The 23,393-nt window shown below is 53.0% G+C and carries 18 protein-coding genes; 11 read left to right on the forward strand and 7 right to left on the reverse strand.

Going from position 1 to position 23,393, the window contains the following annotated elements; all coding sequences use genetic code 11:
- Window positions 1–10: 10 nt before the first annotated feature.
- The 9 genes from KTT_RS03160 (at window position 11) to KTT_RS03200 (ending at window position 10,072) form a co-directional block, all read left to right on the forward strand.
- Window positions 11–754 (forward strand): zinc ribbon domain-containing protein, encoded by a 744-nt coding sequence (locus tag KTT_RS03160; protein ID WP_126594607.1) that lies wholly within the window; start codon window positions 11–13, stop codon window positions 752–754.
- Between the two features lie 167 nt (window positions 755–921).
- A complete protein-coding gene (locus KTT_RS03165) occupies window positions 922–2,067 on the forward strand; it encodes a hypothetical protein (protein ID WP_126594608.1) in 1,146 nt (381 codons plus the stop codon).
- Between the two features lie 220 nt (window positions 2,068–2,287).
- Complete coding sequence (locus KTT_RS03170) at window positions 2,288–3,463, forward strand: cytochrome P450 (protein WP_126594609.1); 1,176 nt, start codon at window positions 2,288–2,290, stop codon at window positions 3,461–3,463.
- A 22-nt stretch (window positions 3,464–3,485) separates the two neighbouring features.
- Window positions 3,486–4,599 (forward strand): peptide chain release factor 2 gene (gene prfB, locus KTT_RS03175; protein ID WP_174844773.1). Its coding sequence is split into 2 segments (ribosomal slippage): window positions 3,486–3,551 and window positions 3,553–4,599, totalling 1,113 coding nucleotides; the frame shifts between segments, so codons are not numbered across the junction.
- A 489-nt stretch (window positions 4,600–5,088) separates the two neighbouring features.
- A complete protein-coding gene (locus tag KTT_RS03180) occupies window positions 5,089–5,304 on the forward strand; it encodes a hypothetical protein (protein WP_126594610.1) in 216 nt (71 codons plus the stop codon).
- Window positions 5,305–5,565: 261 nt separating this feature from the next.
- Complete coding sequence (gene ftsY, locus KTT_RS03185; RefSeq protein ID WP_126594611.1) at window positions 5,566–6,573, forward strand: signal recognition particle-docking protein FtsY; 1,008 nt, start codon at window positions 5,566–5,568, stop codon at window positions 6,571–6,573.
- Between the two features lie 13 nt (window positions 6,574–6,586).
- Window positions 6,587–7,462: an acetyl-CoA carboxylase, carboxyltransferase subunit beta gene (gene accD, locus KTT_RS03190; protein ID WP_126594612.1), complete on the forward strand. Its 876-nt coding sequence runs from the start codon at window positions 6,587–6,589 to the stop codon at window positions 7,460–7,462.
- Window positions 7,463–7,538: 76 nt separating this feature from the next.
- Window positions 7,539–8,525 carry an acetyl-CoA carboxylase carboxyltransferase subunit alpha gene (locus KTT_RS03195; RefSeq protein ID WP_126594613.1) on the forward strand — a complete coding sequence of 329 codons (987 nt, stop codon included), beginning with the start codon at window positions 7,539–7,541 and terminating at the stop codon, window positions 8,523–8,525.
- Window positions 8,526–8,665: 140 nt separating this feature from the next.
- Window positions 8,666–10,072, forward strand: a complete 1,407-nt coding sequence (locus KTT_RS03200) for a transposase (RefSeq protein WP_126594614.1) — start codon at window positions 8,666–8,668, stop codon at window positions 10,070–10,072.
- 371 nt (window positions 10,073–10,443) lie between these two features.
- On the opposite strand, the gene dnaK is transcribed toward KTT_RS03200, so the two are convergent.
- From dnaK to KTT_RS03215, 3 genes are all read right to left on the reverse strand, one after another.
- Window positions 10,444–12,324, reverse strand: coding sequence for a molecular chaperone DnaK (gene dnaK, locus KTT_RS03205; RefSeq protein WP_126594615.1), 1,881 nt, complete (start codon window positions 12,322–12,324; stop codon window positions 10,444–10,446).
- A gap of 382 nt (window positions 12,325–12,706) precedes the next feature.
- A complete protein-coding gene (locus KTT_RS03210) occupies window positions 12,707–13,192 on the reverse strand; it encodes an Hsp20/alpha crystallin family protein (RefSeq protein ID WP_126594616.1) in 486 nt (161 codons plus the stop codon).
- A gap of 339 nt (window positions 13,193–13,531) precedes the next feature.
- Window positions 13,532–13,915, reverse strand: coding sequence for a MerR family transcriptional regulator (locus KTT_RS03215; protein ID WP_218030820.1), 384 nt, complete (start codon window positions 13,913–13,915; stop codon window positions 13,532–13,534).
- A gap of 267 nt (window positions 13,916–14,182) precedes the next feature.
- Here KTT_RS03215 and KTT_RS03220 point away from each other — a divergent pair, with 267 nt between their 5' ends.
- Together KTT_RS03220 and KTT_RS03225 are read left to right on the forward strand one after the other, a co-directional pair.
- Entirely contained in the window at window positions 14,183–15,043 is an 861-nt protein-coding gene (locus tag KTT_RS03220) for a sugar phosphate isomerase/epimerase family protein (protein ID WP_126594617.1), read from the forward strand.
- Between the two features lie 441 nt (window positions 15,044–15,484).
- On the forward strand, window positions 15,485–17,224 hold the full coding sequence (locus tag KTT_RS03225; protein WP_126594618.1) for an ArnT family glycosyltransferase: 1,740 nt from the start codon (window positions 15,485–15,487) through the stop codon (window positions 17,222–17,224).
- A 149-nt stretch (window positions 17,225–17,373) separates the two neighbouring features.
- On the opposite strand, the gene KTT_RS03230 is transcribed toward KTT_RS03225, so the two are convergent.
- From KTT_RS03230 to KTT_RS03245, 4 genes are all read right to left on the reverse strand, one after another.
- The gene (locus KTT_RS03230) at window positions 17,374–18,183 is read right to left on the reverse strand and encodes a uroporphyrinogen-III synthase (protein WP_160145606.1); all 810 of its coding nucleotides are present in this window, start codon (window positions 18,181–18,183) and stop codon (window positions 17,374–17,376) included.
- A gap of 64 nt (window positions 18,184–18,247) precedes the next feature.
- Window positions 18,248–18,586 carry a Rieske (2Fe-2S) protein gene (locus KTT_RS03235; RefSeq protein ID WP_126594620.1) on the reverse strand — a complete coding sequence of 113 codons (339 nt, stop codon included), beginning with the start codon at window positions 18,584–18,586 and terminating at the stop codon, window positions 18,248–18,250.
- Between the two features lie 42 nt (window positions 18,587–18,628).
- Window positions 18,629–21,082 (reverse strand): nitrite reductase large subunit NirB, encoded by a 2,454-nt coding sequence (nirB, locus tag KTT_RS03240; protein ID WP_126594621.1) that lies wholly within the window; start codon window positions 21,080–21,082, stop codon window positions 18,629–18,631.
- A gap of 5 nt (window positions 21,083–21,087) precedes the next feature.
- Window positions 21,088–23,223: a molybdopterin oxidoreductase family protein gene (locus tag KTT_RS03245; protein ID WP_126594622.1), complete on the reverse strand. Its 2,136-nt coding sequence runs from the start codon at window positions 23,221–23,223 to the stop codon at window positions 21,088–21,090.
- Between the last annotated feature and the right edge of the window lie 170 nt (window positions 23,224–23,393).

The raw sequence follows: 23,393 nt of genomic DNA on the forward strand, positions 1-23,393 counted from the left end.
AGGAGTATTCATGATTTTCTGCGGTCAGTGTGGCCTGCAATTGGCCCCTGGAAGTACACGTTGTCCTCGCTGTGGCGCGACAGTCGAAGAGACCGGTGCGGGCGGCACAGGAGGAGAACTACATACCGATGATGCCACGGTCGCCACACCCTCGCTGCTGGCACAAAATCAGTTACCATCGCAACCCCAGAGTGGTGGTCAGCAACCCTTGATTTTGCGTCCGGGCGCCAGCGCCCCCGGCAATAATAACACTTATGGCACTCAGACGCCCTATGATGCAACCAGCATGATGGATGCGACCAGCCAGACGCAGTCGCCACCGAGGGGCAATTCCTACCCGGGCTATCCACCTCAGAGCGGTCCGGCATATCCTTCACAAAGCGGCCCCAATTACGCTCCAGTTCCACAAAGCGGCAGCAACTATGGTACGCAAAATGTCTATCCGCCAGAGTATACGACCCATGGCGCGAGCTCCTATGGCAGTGGGATGTCGTATCCTCAGCAGCCCATGGGATATCCACAAGCTACCAATCAATATCAGCTTCAACAAGATGAGCACGCGATGCGGGCAGCCCGTGGACGTACCACCGGCCTGATACTGGTCCTGTGCGGCCTCATCTTTATTCTCACCGCGGTAGTGCTCTTCGCCCTGCAAAGCGGCCTCTTTGGAGGTAATAAAGCTCTTATCCCCGGTGAAGCTGAGCACCTGTTCGCGCTCGGCATGCTTCACACAACCTCCGTCATCGTCCATTAACCGCTATTATCTATTATTCTACCTTTACCGCCAGCCAGGCATTATTCTCTCCTGGCTGGCGGCTCGCATTTACCGCTTCCTCGCTCTCTATCTATCTCCAAACACATTTTGCGCGCATGTTAGAATAAAACAGGATTGATAGAAAGTGGAGAGGATGAACAGGGGATATGCAAAAAAAACAACAGGAGCTACGGCCGGAAATGGCCCATACAGTACGGCGTCGCAGATGGCGACCCAGGCTCTTGATCGTTGTCCTGGCGCTGCTCGCCCTGTTAGCCGCGGCCCATTTTATAGCCGTCTCTCATCTCAGCCATCCCAGCCTGGCCTCCACCCAATCCTGCGCCTCCCTGATCCATAATACCGATTATACCCAGATCGTGCAGATACAACCCAGAACGCAACGCATGGCCGCGGTACAATTTGTGAATGAAGTAACCGGGGGTCAGCCATCAGCCCTGATCCAGGTGGAAGATTTAAGCTCGCAACAGAAGCTAGACGTCTATCTGTATACCTGCACACGCCAGCAAAGCAAACCGGTACTAAACCTGATTTTTAAGCAGCAGGGATTGATCAAAGGCATGGTTGATATCACCCAGGCACATACCTTGAGCGTCGGCCAGATCGACACGACGCTGCCGGCGGATAGCGATGCCTTGCTTCTGCCGCTGCAACAGAATGTCTTTCAAGAATATGGCTGGCAAAACGGCTCGCTGCACCAACTCGTCTTCCCAGGCCTTTATCCCGTAACCAGCCGGAGCGAAGCGGAGGCGCTGCAGGATGAAGCCAATAACGGGCAGTCGCTGCCCTGGACAGATCCGCTGTCAACCGCGCGCCAGATGGCGCAGGATCTTTTCCAATGGCCATCGAAAGCGATTCAAGCCACTTTGAAAGACAAGGGCACAAATGAAGCCCATGTGCTATTGGAGAAAAAAGACACCCGCATAGAAGTCGCGGTGACACTTGATCGCCTGATTCAGGCCAACAGCAAAGGACTCTGGTGGGTCACCAATGCCCAATCACCCGGGATTACCCTCGATCAGACACAATTCAATAATCCGCAATCATCTCCCTTGCAGATTCAAGGGACGATCATCCCAACCCATGAAAAGATCACCGCCACCCTGTTCAACCATACCCTATCCACCATTCCCCTGCAACATAATAGCGATCTGCAAGCGGATAGTGCCGGTCACTTCTCAGGCACCCTCACCTACGACAATCTCTTTCCGGATCAACCCGCCCTGCTCCTCATCACCACCTACCCCAGAGATGAAGACGCCCGCCTCTTCCTCACCAACCTCATCCTCAATTAACTTTTTTATATGTAGTATAGCGGGTGTGGCAGGCGCTGCACGCGTCTGACACACCCGCTATAAAGTGATTTTGTGATGTAGTGCATAGGAGGCGCAAATGCGCCTCCTATGCACTACATCACAAAATCAGTGCAACCCCTTCCACGCACGGGGCGTATAAAAAGAGGAACCGCGCGCCGCGCAACCCTTATATTTCAAAATATTTGTGGAAGGAAATACAATGTCTGAAACACCATACAGACCCTTTGCTCATGTGCCACTGGCCGTCTTTCGCCAGATGCGCCAGAATGATCCGGTCCATTTCGATCCACGCATGCGCGGATGGGCCGTCTTTCGCTATGATGATGCGCAATATGTATTGAGCCATCCGCAACTATTTTCTTCCGAGGCCATCCTGCCGGGACAGCCACATCTGCCCAGTTTTCTCGGTATGGACGATCCGCGCCATCGCAAATTGCGCAACATTGTGTCACAGGTCTTCACCCCCCGCATGATCGAACAACTGACGCCACAGATCACTGCCGTCGTCCATCAGCTATTGGATCAGGTAGCGCCGCAGGGCCACATGGATGTTATTCGTGACTTCGCCTATCCGCTACCAATCACTATCATCGCTGGCCTGCTGGGCGTACCAGCCGAAGACCAGGATACCTTCCGCTCCTGGTCCGACTCGTTAACCGCCGCCAACGGGGCAAATGATACGCCAGAGGCACGCGCCACCAATGCGCAGAGCTTTCAGGACTACTTCTTGCAGAAACTGGCCGAACGACGCAGACAACCACAGCAGGATCTTATGAGCCGCTTGATTGATGCCGAAGTGGATGGAGAGAAGCTCAGCGACGAAGAACTGCTGGAATTCTGTCGCCTGCTGCTCATTGCGGGTTATGAGACCACCGCTAATCTCCTGGGCAACGCATTTGTCTGTTTTGATCAGTATCCAGAGGTAGCAGAAGAACTACGGCAACATCCTGAATTTATGCCCGGCGCCGTCGAAGAGATACTGCGCTGCTTCCCATCGGTGGCGGGTGATACCCGCGTGGCGCTGGAGGATGTAACCCTGGGAGGGAAACAGATCCAGAAGCACCAGATTGTAAGCGTGGTAGCCACGTCCGCTAACTATGACGAGTCGCAGTTTCCTGATTCCGAACGCTTCGACATTCATCGCGATCCCAATCGCCACCTCACCTTCGGCTATGGCGTCCATTTTTGTCTTGGTGCTCCCCTGGCCAGACTGGAAGCGCGCATCGGACTCACCATCGCCCTGCGGCGGCTACACAACATCCAGCGCGACCCTGGTCAGCCAATCGAGCCTGTGCAAAGTCCCTTTATCATTGGCGTGCGCAACTTTCCCATCACCTTTACAGCAACCGCGCGCGAAGAATATACAACGCCATAGAAATCATGCTAAAATATCCGCTATGAGTGAATTGACAAATCGAATCGAACGCCTCCAGGGACGCGTCGAGAAAACTATGGTGCGTCTTTGACCTGGCGACAAAAGCTGAACAAATTCAGACCTTAGAAGCTGAAAGTATGGAGCCGGACTTCTGGTCAGATAACCGGAAGGCCCAGTCCACCATGCAGCAGTTGAACGCCCTGCGCGAAGAGGTCACAACATGGGAAGGGATCGCCACCCAACTTCAAGACCTGCTTGGATTAGCCCAATTACTGGAAGAGGAGCCAGATGAGGATATGCAGGCAGAGGTTGAGCAATCCCTCCCCCCAATCGAGGAACAGATCGAAAAACTGCAGTTCTCACTGATGCTCAGCGGTGAGCATGATGAGAGCGATGCTATCATCAGTATTCATGCCGGTAGTGGTGGCGTCGATGCCCAGGACTGGGCGGAAATGCTCCTGCGCATGTATCTACGCTGGGCCGAGCACCATCACTTCAAAACGGAGATCTATGATTATAGCGAAGGTGAAGAAGCAGGACTGAAAAGCACCACAGTCGAGATCAGCGGACGCTATGCGTATGGCTATCTACGCTCGGAAGCGGGCACCCATCGCCTGATCCGTCTCTCGCCTTTTGATGCCGCCCATCGGCGCCATACGTCTTTTGCCAAGGTCGAAGTTCTTCCCGATATTGAAAATACGATCGAGATTAACATTCGACCAGAAGACCTCGACGTGGATACCTACCGTTCAACCGGGGCAGGTGGTCAGCACGTGAACAAAACGGATTCCGCCGTACGCATCCGCCATATCCCAACCGGTATCGTGGTCACCTGTCAAAATGAGCGCTCACAGATTCAAAATCGTGAGGTAGCCATGAAGCTGCTCAGGGCCAAACTCTTTGAGTTGGAACAGAAGAAACACGAAGAAGAAACGGCCCGACTCAAAGGAGAACACGTGCAGGCGGACTTTGGCACCCAGATTCGTTCGGTAACGGTGCACCCGTATAGTATCGTCAAAGATCATCGCACCAATTTTGAAACAGGCAACACCGATGGCTATCTGGCCGGGGATATCGATCCTTTCATCCAGGCATATCTACAGGACAAAGCCGGTGGGGTCGCGACCACCGAGTAGCCAGATACTTATCTTATCCAGCATAAAGAAGCATCGCCTGGTTGTAGATCAGGCGATGCTTCTTTATGCTGGATAAGATAACATGAGAAGCGCCGTCCAAAAATGAAAATATTTCAAGAATTGAGGCATTTTACACAACGTTCATGACAAGGGCATTTCAATAGATATGAATGCTTGACTAGAGTTGTATCACCTGTTATGCTGAAGGTAAGAAGCAAAGAACTATGCTTCCTACCACTTCTACTGCCAGAAAAAAAGGTGAAGAATACCTCTTTTTTGCCCGACTAAATGAATAAATCTTCACCTAAATGCTGACAGAGGAGGGGACTTATGGTATGATAGGTAGGGCATGGGTTACTTACACCCTGCTGTGGGGACGCGGATGCAGCGGCGGAGGCTCCCCCTAGGCTTACTATCTCGCTAAGCCACGCTTGTTCACAAAATCGACAAGCGCATATTACCTCCAGAGAGAAGGAAGGAGGCGATTTCGTGGAAAACGCTTTTCCCCGGTGTCGCAAATGTAGTGAAGGTGATCTGGTTCCGCTTTCGGATTTCGGTAGCCAGGGAGCTTCCATAGAGTACAAGGCCTGGGTTTGCACCAACCCTTCTTGCCTGTACAATATCAAGATCCGCAATGGAGATATCATCATTAATGAGCCTATTAGTGATGGTTCACTCCATACCTATCGCGGCAGTCGGCAGTAGGGGTGTTCACAACACCAAAATAGCGCTTGCGGGCAATTACGATTGCTCGCGAACGTAAAAAGGAGGCAAAAGGTTGGCGATATACACACATCCTTTTGCCTCTCTATATATTGAGGGGGAGCCACCCAAAAGGCCGCGGCAGTGACCTGAAAGGGTGATGACTATCCCTCTATTTGGCTTTTTCACAACAAATACGGTATAAAGTCATAGAGTATCAATCATTTAGATTTTTTTAACTTATTAAAAGGAGTCAATGCTGACGTGCTCAATCGCTTCTTTGGGCAGAAACCTCAGGAAGACCCAAAACAAAATCAACCAAAAGGCGATACTGCTCCAGCACCAACAACTGGACAACAACCGCCTGCGGAACAACGTTTTAGCTTCTTGGGTCGCACCCGTCAAATTTTTAACCGGCTGGGCAATACTGTTCAGGAAACCGACACCATCACAGATAGCCTATGGGATGAGTTGGAAGAGTCATTGTTGGGGGCTGACGTGGGACCAAGCACGACGCTATGGCTCATAGAGCGCCTGCGCCAACGCGTGAGCGACGAAAATATGCGTACAGGCGGCCAGGTACAACAAGCCTTACGAGAAGAATTATCCGCCCTCCTTGGAAAATCTTCATCTCTGCGTTTCTCCAAACAATCTCCTCTTACAGTGATCCTTGTGATCGGTGTCAACGGTTCAGGGAAAACTACCAGCATCGCTAAAATGGCTTATCGCCTGAAACGCGAGGGACATAGCGTCATGCTGGCTGCCGCCGATACCTTTCGCGCAGCCGCTATTGATCAGTTACAGGAGTGGGGTAATCGTGTTGAGGTACCGGTCATTAGCCAGAAACCAAATTCTGACCCCGGCGCCGTCGTCTTTGACGCACTTCAAGCCGCCCAGAGTCGTGGCAGCGATGTGCTGATCGTCGATACAGCCGGTCGCTTACACACCAAGTTCAACTTGATGGAAGAATTAAAGAAAATTAATAAAATTATTCAGAGATTCGTTCCAGATGGTCCACATGAGCTGCTGATGGTCATCGATGCCACCACGGGCCAGAACGCCCTGCTGCAGGCACGCAAGTTTGCGGAGGACATTGGCCTGACCGGTGTTATCATTACGAAGATGGACAGTACCGCGAAAGGTGGTTTTGCGTTTGCGGTCGCAGACGACTTAGGTGTGCCAATTAAATTTATTGGTACGGGTGAAAAAGTAGAGAATTTGATGCCATTCGAACCGCAAAATTTCGTGGCAGCGCTCTTCGCACAACAGTAACCGGAGGTTTCTTATGGCAAAAGAAGCTGCTATCCCACTCACCAGGCAGGCTTCCTCCCCCACTGAGGATAAGCCTGCTCTGCCCTCAGTGGGCAATATAGCTGTCAAATGTCCGAAATGTAAAGAGATTTTGTACAGTCGCGATTGGGAAAAGAATCTGAAGGTGTGTTCACGTTGTAACCACCATTTCAGACTGACCGCCCATGAGCGTATCGATCTATTGGTTGATCCTGGAAGTTTTGCTGAATTGGATGCGGATATTATTTCTGTCGATCCCCTCCAGTTCACAACCTTTCCTCCTTCGTATTCGGATCAACGCAACTATGCCGATAAGCTAGACGCGGAACGAAAGAAGGCCGGGATCAATGAGGCGGTGGTCATTGGCCACGCGACCATTGAGAGCAAACCATTGTCCATGGCGGTGATGGATTTCCACTTTATGGGGGGCAGTATGGGCTCCGCCGTAGGCGAGAAGATCACGCGCGCCATTGAGTTGGGGATTGAACGCCATGTCCCTGTGCTGATTGCCTCTACTTCAGGTGGCGCACGCATGCAAGAGGGACTCTTCTCTTTGATGCAGATGGCGAAAACCTCGGCCGCCCTGGCCCGCCTGGGTGAGGCCAGACTTCCCTATATTAGCCTGCTTACCGATCCCACAACCGGCGGCGTATCCGCCAGCTTCGCGATGCTGGGTGACATCATCCTGGCCGAGCCAGGCGCCCTGGTGTGCTTTACCGGTCCACGTGTTATCGAACAGTTTATGCATATCAAGCTGCCTGAAGGAACGGTGAACTCCGAATTCGGGCTGCAACACGGTATGATCGACGCTGTCGTACATCGACGCGATCTACGTTCAACATTGGGACGGATCCTGAGTCTCTATTCGTGAGCGGTCGTCCGGAACGTGCCATTCGTGGTTACCTCCGGACAATGCGAGACTGGAAAGCATAATAGAAGGGAAAGTGATGGCCTACGATCTTGAATTTGAGAAACCACTGGCGGAGTTAGATAAAAAGATCTCCGCCCTGCAGCGCAAAGGTGATCGCCTGAAGGCGGATGAACAGGTTCAGCTCCACGAACTGGAGCGAGAGCTGCGGAAAAAGACTGAGGATCTCTATAAAAATTTAACTACCTGGCAAACTGTGCAGGTGGCACGCCACAAGGATCGTCCTTACGCCGCCGACTATATTCGGCTGATGTGTGAGGACTTTTTTGAGCTACATGGGGACCGCTCCTTTGGTGATGACCACGCCATTATGGCGGGCCCGGCAAAACTTGGCAAGCAAACCGTAATGCTGGTCTGCCATCAGAAGGGCCGCGATATGAAGGAGAAGCAGTTCCGTAACCTGGGAATGCCCCATCCTGAAGGATATCGCAAGGCGTACCGCCTGATGGAGCAGGCCGAGAAGTTCCAGATGCCGATTGTGTCGTTGATCGATGCCTCCGGCGCCTCGCCGGGCCTGGTCGATGAGGAGCGTGGACAGGCCGAGGCGATCGCTTCCACGCTGTATCTAATGCCCCGCTTGAAGGTTCCCATCATCGCCACCGTAATCGGTGAAGGGGGAAGTGGCGGCGCCCTGGCTATTGGTGTGGCCGATCGCGTCTTGATGCTCGAACACAGCATCTATATGGTGGCCGCGCCTGAGGCGGCGGCCTCAATTATGTGGCGCGATGCGGCCTATGCGTCCTACGCAGCCACCGCAATGCGCATCAGTGCACGAGAATTGCTACCGCTGGGCCTGATCGATGAAATCTTGCCAGAACCAGTTGGTGGCGCCCATCGCAACTATCAGCAGATGGCAAGCACGCTAAAAGCGGCCCTGGAACGTCACCTGGAAGAGACGAAAAGCCTGCCAACCGACAAATTATTGGAGCTGCGCTACCAGAAGTTCCGCAACATAGGCAAGTATGGTTCAGTTCAAGAGCTCACGCTCACCAGCGCGCAACCCTAGTCATTGACATCTGCGGCTCAAAACCAGACAGAAACATGAGACATCCCGAATTTTAAGGTCGGGCTTGTAAAAAGACACCTCCTGAGCGAGACTGAAGAAAGCAACCAACCATCATTCAGTCAATCCAGGAGGTGTTGTTCATGTCATCCCAGTATCTCACACGGCTTGAGGAGCCACAAGTTCCACCATATCCCCCTGCCGAGATGGCTCAGGGATTGTACACCGCTCTCGCTCGGTTTCTAGCTCCGTTGCTCATGGAAGCTGATACCCGCATGGACAAACGACTGGTGCGCACGATGTTGCACACGGTCGCAGTGATCTTGACCTTTCGTGATCGCGTCAATGGCTTGCTCCTCTCGGAAATGGGCGGCTATCTCGAAACGCCTGACAAAGCCCCGGCAGGCACCAAGCGCCTGTCTCGGCTGCTGCATTGTCGCAAATGGTCCGCTGAGCTGATCCGCTCGTATCTGTGGCATCGAGCCAGCCAGCGCCTCACAAGGTGGAAACAGATGGGAAGGGATGTGCTGGCGCTGTGGGATGAGAGCGCCTGGGAGAAACCAGAAAGTATCGCCTCCGATGATCTTGCCCCGGTGCGCTCAAGTAAAGCGGCGCGACTCACCCATATCAAAAAGGGCTACTACACCCCACCGCGTGGCCCCATTTTTGTGCCGGGCCTCCATTGGCTGGCCGTGGTCCTGGTCGGTAGCGAGCAGCAAGACGACCCGCCTGAACTAGCCAGCATGCGGTGGTGGACCAGCCGTGGGGCGCGCGCCTCCTTCAAACGCGATGAGCAAGCCAAACTGTTGCTGCAAGGCGTTCTGCTCTGGGGACGCGAGGTGATGCATGTCTTTGATCAAGGCTTCGCCAGCAGTTTCTGGCTGGGTCTGTTGCTGGCGTTCTCGTTGCGCTTTGTGCTGCGCTGGAACAAAGACTATCAGCTCGTGGATGCCCAGGGTCAGCGACGTGCAGCCTGGAAAATCACCCGCGGCAAACGAGGATGGCAAGAACGCTGGGTGTGGGATTGCCGTCGTCACCAGTGGGTCATGGGCAGCATTCTTGCCTTTCCGGTGACGCACCCCGACCATCCTGAGCAGCCCTTGTGGTTGGTCGTAGCTCGGCGCAAAGGTGGCTTGCCCTGGTATCTGCTCACCGCCGAGTCCATCACCACCGCGGAAGATGCCTGGCGGATCATGTTTGCCTATGCGCGCCGCTGGCAGATCGAACTGACCTGGAAAGAAAACAAGAGCGAATTGGGCTTCCAAAGCCCGCGGCTCTGGGAGTGGGAGACGCGAGAAAAACTGCTGCTGTTGGCGGCGCTGGCCTACGCCTTTCTGCTGAGCCTGCTGGCGCCGTTTTACGAACTCTTACGCCGCTGGCTGTTGCGGCACTACTGTCATCGCACAGGCCGTCATGCCCGGCAAGCACACCAGCCGTTTGCACGGCTGCGCCTGGCCTTGAGTCGGTTGTGGCAACGGATCCCTGCGCGCTGGGAGGAGGTAGCTGGCCGGCCCCGGCCCCAGCCTCGCGTCCAGATCATTATGCTCTGAGGCGGTGTGGAGGTTCCCCACGTGACGAGAGACGCTCTGGTCGGCATCGGCTGACCATGTGGGCGTGTGTCCGGTGTTCATCGGGTACAACGCGTCTTGCCAACAGAGGATGCGAATGCGTGCAAAAAGAGCATACCCCTAGGCCCTGTGGAAGCCGCTGGGATGCTTTGGGAGTGGAAAGTCGGTTGACCAGCTCCTTTCTCTTTTTCCGTTTTTTGGCACAGTGGTGCTTTTCAGCGAGCCAAACGGGGAAAGCACGTTGTTCTGCAAGAGAAGAGAAGCGAGCAGTTCTCCTTCAAAAATGGAGAACTGCTCGCTTCTTTCACAAGTTCATCCCTAAAATTTGGGATGTCTCATGTTTCTGTCTTTGCTTAGACCTCTCGATATTCACCTTCGACGGTGCCGCTATCTTCTGGAGTGGAACGACCCGCACCAGATCCGGCCGCGTTCTGGCTATCGTAGATCTCCTGTCCTACACGCTGCAGTGTCTGCTCCAGATCGCTGGTCAGCGATTGCAGGCTGGCCGTCTGGTTCGCGGTCAACGCGTCACGTAGAACCTTAATCTTCTGCTCCACATCCGAACGCAGGCTGGCGGAGATTTTGCCCTCAACGTCCTTCAGCGTCCGTTCGGCCTGGTAGGCAACGCTATCAGCCCTGTTGCGCAGTTCAATCTCCTCTTTGCGGGCGCGATCCTCCTGTGCATGCATCTCGGCCTCACGCACCATGCGCTCAACCTCAGACTTGGAGAGTCCGCTGGAGGCGGTAATCGTGATGCGTTGCTCACGGCCAGTAGCTTTGTCTCGGGCGGTCACACTCAAGATGCCGTTGGCATCGATATCGAAGATAACCTCAACCTGCGGCACGCCACGTGGAGCGGGCGCGATCCCTTCCAGGCGGAAGTGTCCCAGACTCTTGTTGTCGCGCGCCAGTTCACGCTCACCCTGTAAGACGTGGATCTCAACGGCCGGCTGGTTGTCCTCCGCCGTGCTGAAGACCTCGCTCTTACGTACCGGGATGGTCGTATTGCGCTCGATCAAAGGTGTCATTACTCCGCCCAGGGTCTCAACGCCCAGAGAGAGCGGGGTGACGTCGAGCAGGAGTACATCTTTTACATCGCCCTGCAACACACCAGCCTGGATCGCGGCACCAATCGCTACCACCTCGTCCGGGTTTACTCCCTTATGGGGCTCTTTGCCGAACAGCTTGCGTACCATATCTACCACAGCAGGCATGCGTGTCTGTCCACCAACCAGCACCACCTCATCGACATCGGCGGGACGAATCTCCGCATCCTCCAACGCCTTCAACACTGGACCCCTGGTGCGCTCAATCAATCCGCTGACCAGCTGCTCCAGTTTGGCACGACTCAGATTCATGACCAGGTGCTTGGGACCGCTGGAGTCAGCCGTAATAAAGGGCAGATTGATCTCGGTCTGCATAGCGGACGAGAGCTCTATTTTCGCTCTCTCAGCCGCCTCTTTAAGACGCTGGATAGCCATGCGATCGTTGCGCAGGTCAATACCATTTTCGCGCCGGAACTCGTCTGCGATCCAGTCCATAATCACCTGGTCGAAGTCATCACCGCCCAGGTGCGTATCGCCATTGGTCGACTTGACCTCAAACACGCCCTCGCCCAGTTGCAGAATGGAGATATCAAAGGTACCACCACCCAGGTCATAGACAGCGATCGTCTGGTCGCTCTTCTTGTCCAGACCATACGCCAGGGACGCAGCGGTCGGCTCGTTAATGATACGCAAAACTTCCAGGCCAGCGATGCGTCCGGCATCTTTTGTTGCCTGGCGCTGCGCATCGTTAAAGTAGGCGGGAACCGTAATTACGGCTTGTGTCACCGGCTCACCCAGGCGCGCCTCGGCGTCCGCCTTCAACTTCTGCAGGATCATAGCCGAGATTTCAGGAGGGCTATATTCGCGTCCGGCCAATCCTACACGTGCATCACCATTAGCGGCACGCGATATCTTATAGGGCACACTCTTGATGGTGCGCTGCACTTCAGCATCGTCAAAGCGGCGACCCATCAGACGCTTCACCGAGAAAATGGTGTTATCTGGATTCGTGACGGCCTGGCGCTTGGCCACCTGCCCGACCAGGCGCTCACCACTCTTTGTAATCGCCACGATTGAAGGGGTCAGACGCGAACCCTCGCTGTTCTCCAGTACGGTGGGATCGCCCGCCTCGATAATCGCCACAACAGAGTTTGTGGTGCCCAGGTCAATACCAATAACTTTTGCCATAATTAAGGTCCTGCCATTCTTTTTGTGTTTAAACATACTCGATTGCTGTGAATACTCAGCACACCGCACGAGCGAGCTCGTGTGGCCCTAGCCGGGCAAGGAACATTGGTTCCTGGTATGTTCCATAAACCTGAGATGAATGCTCAGGGATCGCATTTCTGCGAAACGATCCATGATTCGCTGTTCATGAATTTACGGTTGCATGGTCAGCCGACTATCCGAGCTCGCGGGGCTCGAAGTGTTCACAGTGAACACATAAGATTCCTTAAGCTGTGATCTTTCTGTATGTCACCTGCGTGGCAGGGTAGAATATAGGAAGGATCATTTTCGTTAAGGGGACTCCGTGAGTCCCCCTAATCTGTCTATTGTGCTGGCACAGAGCTTATTTGGTGCCGGACTCAACAACCTGTTTGGGCTCGGTCTTGCGGCCGGATACCGCAATCTTGCGTGGGCGGCTCTCTTCCGCAACCGGTATAGTGATGGTCAGTACACCCTGCTCATAGCTGGTTTCGATACCGTCAGCGTTAATGGGCTTGGGGAACGTAATGCTGCGCTCAAATTTACCGGAGCCGCTCTCCTGGATCAGCCAGTTCACCTTTTCTTCCTGGCTCGTCCAGGGATGGAATGTACCCTTCAGGAAGAGGGTGTTGTCGCGTACGGTCAGTTCAATATCTTCTGTTTTGACACCCGGCAGCAGAGCCCGCACATGGTATCCTTGCTCGGTCTCGTACGCGTCGATCATCGCGTGCATACCCTGAGAAGACTGCCCCCAGGTCGGACGGACAAAGCTCTGCTCAAACAACTGATCCATCGCATTGCGCAGACTGACAAAATCACGGAATGGGTCGTGCCGCATCATCATTGACATAGTAACAGCCTCCTTCTTTATAACGAGTTTTCTAAATGAGCTACTCACCTTCGCAATTTTGATTGAGGAACAGTACCGCGCTTGTTTGCTTCTACATTCCTGCCTTCCTCAATCACCTTACGACCATATTATGCGTCATCTTACAAATTTTGTCAAGTCACCTACAAACAAATTTTCACTATTCTAACAGATCTCTAACAATTAATACATAGTATTATGTAAATCAGGTGATGTATGTCCAGGTAACGCCCCGGCGCGCGTATATTACAAACGAGGTAAAAAGATAACGAGGGGTGATGCGGAATGCCCGCATCACCCCTCGTTATCTTTTTACCTCGTCTAGTCCTGTTCCTTCTTTTCTTCAGAAGATTCAACAATATATCTGGTGTGTTGTACATGCATAAGTAAGGTACGGACCTCGTGCACCTCTTGTTCGAGGCTGATGACCTGTTGACGCATCTGAAGGATATGGCGGATGCCCACAGCATTAACCCCCTGATCGGCCAGTTCCGCGATCTCCTGTAACAAGGCGAGGTTTTCATCTGAGTAAAGGCGATTCTTGCCATCCTGGCGCGCGGGATCCAGCAGTCCAGCTTCCTCATAGCGGCGCAACGTCTGTGGAGGTATACCAACTAATTGCGAAACCACACCAATAGAATACTTGGGCAGACGACGATGCTCATCATCGCTCATCGGCTGAGACGCACGAAAACGTCTCTTCATGGCAACCTCCTTCTAGCCACCCTTCTTATCATAGAAAAACGAGCATGACTATCATTTTCATCATGCTCTCCATGGCAGGCTTATTTATAATTATTATAATATGATTTAACATTTTTTGTCAAGTAACATAGACAAAAACAACAACCTGCAGCTTTTTTTGCTTTTATTTTCGCCATTGCATCTTTATAGATACTCTGTTACCATAAAAGAGTATTTCTATCAATAGAAATGTAGCGAACAATACACCCGTCAAAGGAGAATGTATCAATGTTCACAAGTTTAGATCCCGGAGCTATTGGTGTTTCAGTATCATTTGAAGAAGCACTCCAACTTGCTCAAGATGCCGGCTTCGAGGGCTTAGATTTGCCATTGAAAGAATTGCTGACCCGCGCCCAGCAGACTTCCATACAAGAAATAAAGGAGCGCTTGCAGCAGGCTCAGTTGCAACCTGGCGCCTGGGGGCTGCCCGTTGATTTTCGAGGAGATGAGGAAAGCTATCAGACGGGGCTGGCACAGTTGCCAGCATATGCGGAGCTGGCGCAGGCGCTGGGTAGCAGCCGCTGTTCAACCTGGATTCTACCGTTTTCAGATACACGCGACTATCAATCCAATATGGAGTTTCATGCCAATCGCCTGCGGCCCATTGCCAGGATTCTAGCCAACCACGGCCAGCGCTTTGGCCTGGAGTTTGTTGGCCCTAAAACAATGCGCAATGGTCATCAATATGAGTTTATTTCGACCATCGCAGGTGCACTCGAACTGGGACAGCAGATCGGCACTGGTAATACCGGTCTGTTGCTGGATAGCTACCACTGGTTTACCTCACATGGCACAGTAGCGGACATCCAGCACCTGTCCAATCAGCAGGTTGTCTATGTCCATGTCAATGATGCACCAGCCAGTCGCGATGTAGATGAACAGATCGACAGCGAACGCCTCCTTCCAGGCGCCAGCGGTGTTATCGATATCGCCGGATTCTTACAAGCGCTGCAGAGCATTGGCTACGATGGTCCGGTGGTTGTCGAACCATTTAATGCCGAGCATCGCGCCCTGCCTTATGCGGAACGCGTCAAAGCTACGCGTGCCAGCCTGGCCAAAATCTGGCAACAGGCCGGAATTAAAGCGTAAAAAAAAATATGCGCGGTGGCTCTGATGCACCAAGCCAGTAGTACGCAAATTATTTTGCATGTAACCGTGCCGCAAAGACGCCAGATGCGTCTTTGCGGCACGGTTACATGCAAAATAAGATAAAAACTTAGGGCATTATCATTATCATTCCACACTTAATGCCTCCTATGTCTTGTCATATAAATGACTCTAGACAGACGAGGAAATAGTCCTGAATCTGGGATATGTATCGGCAAAAAAGATATAATATATAATTGTCCTGGTAGTTGTAGCTATATGGTTTACATTGCATGTCTGCTACTCTGCAAGTGGGGACGATGACCCGGGTATCGATAGAGCCCTTTTCTTGACTTTTCAGCACCCGACTAGTAGCATGATGATACTGTTGAGAATACATTTTGTTTTTATTAGTACTTATGCGATCAAGCAGAGGAACCACCATTGCTAAATGTTCGTCTATTAAATCGAAAGCTTAATGCATACAGCCTGATTGCAGCGGCGATCATTGCATTCGCCCTGGGCTTACGCCTGATCCTTATCCTTTTGCATTGGCCGGCGACCAATAGCGACGAAGGGATCATGGCTATTATTGCCAATGACATCGCCTACCATGGGAAGTGGCCTTTGATGTTTTATGGCCAGGATTATATGGGTGTCATTGAAGCATACCTGGGAGCCCTTTTTTATCATCTCACAGGGGGGCTATCCATCACTGCTCTGCGGCTGGGCGTCGTCTTGCTCATCGGGCTCTTCTTCATTGTTATGTATCGTCTCACCAGTCTCATTTACTCGCAAAAGATGGCCCTGCTTACCCTGGCAATCCTTTGCTTTAGTACGCTTTCCTATGTGGGTCGCCTGGTTTTAGCGACCGGTGGTTCCGCCGAGACGATTTTATTTGGCTCGCTCTCTTTCCTGATAGCTGCACGTCTCGCATATACATATGAGCGTCAGGCAACGACGCGTACCAGGCTCTTGCGCTTACCAGGCTATCTACTCTTTGGCATCGTTGTTGGACTGGGGATCTGGAGCGATATGGTCGGCCTGGCTCTCTATCTGATGGCTACTCTGCTGCTAATCATCTTCTGCTGGCGCGAAATATTTATCTGGGGTGGCTGGCTGATCGGGCTGATAGGCGGCACCATCGGCTTACTGCCAACTATTATCTATTCAATCCAGATCGGCAGCAGCCCCATCGCGGACCTGCTGGGCAAGGCTGAAAGCCCCCCGCTCACTGCGACACCTGAACAATTAACCCTCTGGCATAAAGTCGTGGAAACCTTCCAGGTCAGCCTGCCGACCGCGACCAGTTCTCCTTTCTGCCCGGTCATTGAATATCCTTTTATGGGCGATAATACACCTCGTACTTTAAACTGCGGCATCATTCAATCTAGCTGGAGCATTGGCTATGTGCTGTTGCTCATCGCGTCGATCGCAATAACAATCCTGGCACTCAAATATCTCAGAAAAAATCAAGAAGGCTTGAGCCCACGAGAACAGCATCAACAGAGGGTAAGATATGTCACGCGACTCTGCATGCTGGGTTCCGCTATCTTATCGCTCTTGATCTACATCAACAGTGCGGGGCCCGTTAACCAGCCCGGCTATCATGCGCGCTACATTATCAGCCTGGTTGTGATTACACCTGCCATTCTGGGACCCCTATATGAGGCAGCAAGCCATCTGCGACCAGAACTGAAATGGGCCAGGGTGCGGTTCTATGGTGGTCGCGCCGTTCTGGCAGCGCTAGCCGTTACCTTTATCGCGGGAACATATATTGCGTTTACTGAAGTACCGAAAGCTCAGGCAGCCAGCAATAGACGCGAGCATCTCATCAAGCAATTAAATGCATTGCATGTGAGCTACCTTTACACTGATTACTGGACCTGCTATAGCCTGGTTGTTGCGACCATGAATACGAAACATCCCATTATCTGTGCAGTTGTTGATGATCAGCTGAGCAATAAGCATAATCGTATCAAAGACTATGAAGCAATGGTAAAAAAGTCAACAAGACCTCCCTTTATGTGCGCAACTGATCTCAGCCTTACTACGAAAGAGACCTATAACTGTGTACCAGCCGCCGAAAAACTGGCCAGGGATACAAATCGCAAAATAGGTCACTATTTTGTAATCCATAAACTCGATGGCTATCTACTCTTCAGGGCTGAGCCAAAATCTTAAACTCTCAGAGAGTGTTAGCCACATTTTTTGCAGGTAATCGCCTGCGGTGCTCAAGGGTTTTGTATATGTTGATGCCTCGGGTGTGCACCCGAGGCATCAACATATACAAAACCGGTGTGGCCGCTTACGCGGCCGTCCGGGTGGAGTGCTCAGGATGCCATGCGTTCCGCCAGAGCCTTAACGAGATGCCCCATCTTGGGATGCTCTGGAACAACGTGCGGGGTGACGCCATATCCTTCTAACACACCCGTACAGGTAGGGCCAATCGAGGCCACGATGGTCCTGCTATTTAAGGCCGCGATGAGCTCGCTGGTACAGTTCAACTCGGCAGCGATCATAAAGAGGTGGCGGACCTGTACCTGGCTGGTAAATATGATGGCGTCGACATTGCCCGCGATCAGTTCATGCATCAGTGTACGCAGTAAGGTAGTGTCATCTGGCAATTGCCATTCATACAGGCTTAACTCGGCTAAAATGGCGGCGCGCTCGCGCAGAAATTGGACGATCTGGTCGTTGCGCTCACCATAATGCACAATCCCCACGGTCCGGCCTGCGACGTCAAAAGGCTTGAGCACCTCCAGCAGCTCAACTGTGGTGTAGGGCTCCTTAGCACTGGCGGCGATTGGGATCTGTTCTTTTCGCAGTACCGCCGATGGTTTGGGGCCCCGACAGATAACGGTGCTTCCTCTTAAAGCGATTACCAGTTCGTCTCGCCGCCTCAGTTGATCTGCCGCTTGCAGCAAGGCTTTTACACCGACGCCGGTGAAGAAAATAACCAGGGTAATCTCTCCCGCTCTCAAGCGATCAATAAAAGTCGCTACCGGCTCCGAGGCTTCGATAACCGCCTCGCGCACAGCAGGGACGCTCCAGGCGGTCCCACCGTTGCGCCTGATGAGATCAGCCATCTCATTGCTCATGCGCGCTTCCAATACAGCAATCCGAGCATTGTGAAAAGCCATGTTTTTACTCCTCATCTTTTCATACATTCCCAGAGAGGAGAAAGACGCATCCTGAACATACTGACTATCGATCCAGGCTGAGCAAGATTTCTCCATTCGCTCCCAGCGAAACATTATATGTTTTGAGGGGCGCACAGGTATTGCCAAGTGGTTCACCGCTCGCCAGGCAAAATTTATAGCCATGCAGGGGACAAACAACTTTACCATCGCCAGTCATCCCATCGGCCAGCGGCCCATTTTTATGGGGACAACCGGCCTGAAGCGCAAACACCTCACCACTACGGGTGCGAAAAAGGGCGATTTTTGCCTCCCCGATCTGAAATGTGCGTCCTTCTCCCAGGGGAAGTCTATCCAATGGGCCGAGATTATACATAACTCGGCCAGGCGTCATCATAATGCTCATACGTAACCACACCTTCCTCAACTTGTAAAGTTGCTATCGTTTCTAGTGTACGCTTACTTCTTCAATTGGATGCAAAGCTTCTGCGAACTGGGCTGGCGTGGCCGGAAGTATGGCCTCTTGCCAGGGGTCAACATACGTGTCGACGGCCTCCTGCATATCCAGGTCCAGCTGCTGGCAGATATGATCACAATCTTCGATGAGCAACTGGCGCAGCCTTTGTATCCCGATGCGTTCAACAAAGCTGTGGGTGCGCTCAAGGTATTTCGCCTGTTCACGGTAATACTGCATAAAGCGTCCAATATAAAGTAGCGCCTCTTCACGGGTATCAACTGCACAGAGCAGATCCCCTTTGCGCACCGAAGATCCAGCGGCCCCACCTATATAGATCTCCCACCGCCCCCCTTCGATGGCAACGACGCCGATATCTTTAGTCGTAGACTCCGCACAGTTGCGTGGACAGCCCGATACCGCCAGCTTTAGCTTGTGAGGAGATTCGATTCCCTGGTAGCGCTTCTCAATGTCAATGCCAAGTGTTGTGCTATCACCCAGGCCATAGCGACAAAATTCAGAACCCAGGCAGGTTTTACAGGTGCGAAAGCTCTTGGTATATGCATGGCCGGAGGGCATACCGAGATCCTTCCACACCTCGGGTAGTTGTTGCTTGGAAATCCCAACCAGGTCGATACGCTGTCCACCAGTAAGCTTTACCATGGGGACCTGGTACTTTTCCGCGACATCCGCGATGCGACGCAATTCTCGCGCGGATGTGACTCCACCATACATGCGTGGTACGACACTGAACGTTCCGTTGTTCTGGATATTGGCGTGCACCCTGTCGTTGATAAAGCGGGCATCACGCTGATCCTCATAGGCACTGCCCCAGATCGTCTTGAGCAGCGAGGCAAGTCCGGCTTTGCTGGCCGGATCTTCTTTGCCTCCGGCCAGGGCATCAAAGACAGCGGCAACACTATAAAGCTGCCGCTCTTTGATCGCCTTGATCAATTCCAGCTTGGTTAATGCCACTCCGGGAACGTAATAGTGGATCGAGGGATCTTCAACCACCAGTCCATCCGAGGCAGATTCCAGCAACGCCTGCACCTGTGACATGCAGGAACCACAGCCGGTACCGGCCCGGGTTGCGTCACAGAGCATCTTGAGGCTGCGCTTCCCCTCTTTAACACATTGCACGATCTTTCCTTTTGAAACACCATTACAGTTGCAGATCTGCGTCTCGTCGGGTAGATCCACCACATTTGTGGCCTTTTTTTCTCCCGAGAGAGAGAAGAGGAGTTCAGAACGGTTCTCCGGTAGTACCGAACGGCGATCAAATAACTGGGATAGTCGGGGGATAACCTCTCCGTCACCCAGCACAATGGCACCCGCGATCCTACCATCGCGTATAATTAATTTCTTGTACACGCTACGCGCGGGTTCGGAATATACTACAATCTCATCATCGGCATGCAGAGGCTCCTTGTCACCCATAACGGCCAGGTCGACCCCCATCACCTTGAGCTTGGTTGATTCGCGCGATCCCTGATAGATTCTCTGAGAAGTGGAACTGGTGAGGCGTTCCGCCAGGCACTGCGCCTGTTCCCACAGCGGAGCTACCAATCCATATGTACGCTCCCGGTGCTGGATACATTCGCCAAGCGCATAGATGTCGGGCACGCTGCAAGACAGGTCATCTTCCACCAGAATGCCTCGATCAACTTTGATGCCAGCCTGGCGAGCCAATCCTACATTCGGCCGAATACCTGTTGAAATGACGACCATATTGCAATCCATACTGGTACCATCTTCAAAACCCAAGCCCTCCACCTGTTCGTGGCCGAAGACAGCGGTGGTGCGCTTCTCCAGGTGCAGTTGAACGCCCATGCGCTCCAAAGAAGTGCGGAGCATCTTGCCCGCCGCCATATCGAGCTGGACGTTCATCACATGGGGTGCGACATGTACGACGCTCACATCCAGCCCTTGATTGAGCAGACCACGAGCCGCCTCCAGGCCCAGCAGTCCACCACCGATCACTGCCGCCCTGCTCGACCTGGCGGCATATTCCAGCATCGCAGTACAATCATCAATGGTGCGGAAAACAAACGCGCCCCGCTTGAGCGCCCCATTTACGGTAGAAAGGTTAACCAGAGCGGGGATGGCTGGCGAGCTTCCCGTGGCCAGGACCAGTTTGTCATAGGTCATCACCGTACCATCGGAAGCATACACCGTCTTTGAGCGGTGATCGATGGTATGGATGCGGTTTCCAGCATAGAGTGTGATCCCATTGTCCTGATACCAGGCCAGAGAATTGATGAAGATATCGCCAGGATCGTGGCTGCCTGCCAGTACATTTGATAGAAGGATGCGGTTATAATTACCGTATGGTTCATCACCAAAGACAATGATCTCGTATTGATCGCGACCTTGATGCGCTAACACCTCTTCAATCAGGCGTGCTCCGGCCATGCCGTTCCCAATAACAATCAAACGTTGTTTCTGCATCCTGCTTAAACCTCCATGATTGATGAAGCGTTTGCACGCTCTATACGAACCGCGCAGACCTTGAACTCGGGCATACGGCTCTCTGGATCGAGCGCGGGATTGGTAAGACGATTGGCAGATTGTTGTCCACCCCAGTGGAATGGCACAAAAATGGTGTCCTCACGGATAGCACCGGTAACTTTAGCGCGAAATACAGCGGAACCACGCCGCGTGGTCGCCTGTACCGGTTCGCCGTCGGTGATACCATATGTACCCGCAGTTGTGGGATGCACCTCGAGCCAGGGCTGAGATGCACTGGCGTTCAACTGCTCAACGCGACGCGTCTGGGTCCCTGACTGATATTGCGCCAGGACACGGCCAGTAGTCAGATACAGGGGATATGTGGCATCAGGCTCTTCGGCTGACGCCTGGTGGGTAATGGCATGGAAGCGTGCGCGCCCCGATGGCGTGGGAAAACGCTCCTGAAACAGGCGAGGCATACCCGGATGTTCTGTCGAGGGACAGGGCCAGAAAACCCCATCCTGCTCATCAATCTTCTCATAGCTGATCCCGGCGTAATCAGCCGGCCCACCCGCGCTGGCCCGCGCCAGTTCATCAAAAATCTGGCTCGCCTCCGTATACGAGAAATAATCGCCCTTGCCCATGGTGGCGGCCAGCATGCAAAGGATCTCACTATCAGTATAGATGCCCTGCGGTGCGGGGAAAGCTCTCCGGCGCCGCAGCACGCGTCCTTCGAGGTTGGTGATCGTTCCCTCTTCTTCCGCCCATTGCGTTGCGGGCAGGACAACATCAGCCAGCCGAGCGGTTTCAGATAAAAAGAAGTCCACCACAACCATAAATTCGGCGGCTCGCAACCGCTCTTGAATATGCAGCGCATTGGGAGCGGATACCGCCAGATTAGTTCCCATGATCAGAAGCGCATAAATACCATCCGGTCGCCCCAACGCCTCCAGCATCTCATAGGCGGATCTACCTGGACCTGGCAGCATCTCTTCGGCGACACCCCATACACCAGCGATATGCCGTCGCGCGATTGGATCTGTGATATGACGATAACCTGGCAACTGGTCTGCTTTCTGACCATGTTCTCGACCACCCTGGCCATTCCCCTGGCCCGTCAGGCATCCATAACCACTACCTGAACGTCCAACCAGGCCCAACGCCAGAGCGATATTGATATAGGAAAGCACATTATGCACTCCCTGATGCTGCTGCTCGGCGCCACGCGCGGTCAGTATAATGGCGGAACGGGCCTCCCCCAGCATGCGCGCCACCTGGAATAATTGCGCTTCCGCAATGCCAGTAATGCGTTCGACACGCTCAGGCCAGTACAGGGCTACATTCGCTTTGACGCGTTCAAAGTCGGTGGTGCGCTGCTGAATATACTGATAGTCCAACCAACCCTCACGGATCAAGATATGTAGAATCCCGTTTGCCAGGGCGGCATCGGTACCGGGGGTCAGGCGCAGGTAAACGGTAGCAGTCTGCGCTGTGATCGATGCGCGTGGATCAACCACAATCAAATACCCACCCTGTCTGCGCTGAGATTCGAAGTACTGCATAAGCGGTGGCATGGTTTCTGCTGCGTTGCTGCCCACCAGCATCACCACATCAGCCTGTGGGATATCAGAGACAGGAAAAGGCAGTCCGCGATCAAGACCAAAGGCGGCCTGTCCAGCCGTAGCTGCTGAAGACATGCAGAAACGTCCATTATAGTCGATCTGCGATGTCCCTAAAGCCACGCGAGCGAATTTTCCCAGCAGATAGGCTTTCTCATTGGTCAGGGAGCCACCACCCAGCACCCCTAACGCATCCTTCCCATAATGGGTCTGCACCCGTCGAAAGTTGTCAGCAATGGTAGCCAATGCTTCTTTCCAGGAGATCGGCTCGAACGTGCCATCTGCCGCACGTCGTAGTGGTGTGCGCAAGCGCTCAGGATGCTGGAGGGTCGCCGCGGCATGCCAGCCCTTAATACACATACGGCCATTGTTTACCGGAAACCGGGGATTGCCCCCAATTGTGGCTTCTTCACGCGGTCCGCTAATGTACATGCCACACTGCAAGGCGCAGTATGGACAATGGGTAGCAACCTTGTGTTGATCAGGAGCCCACCCTACCTGCGGGTCAACACTATTCTGCATGTCGCACTTCCTCTCAGGACCTGTCATGTGTACGTCAGTAATACAGGATATAATTAGCTATCCTGATAACCAATGTCTTATTGGTTTCTCTGATAGGTCATTCTATTGAGGTCTATGTGCGGAACAAGCAGCATTGCGAGACCGGCTAACGGTATAAACGCGAACGAATT

The sequence above is a fragment of the Dictyobacter aurantiacus genome, from assembly GCF_003967515.1.
In the GTDB taxonomy this organism is placed as follows: Bacteria; Chloroflexota; Ktedonobacteria; order Ktedonobacterales; family Ktedonobacteraceae; genus Dictyobacter; species Dictyobacter aurantiacus.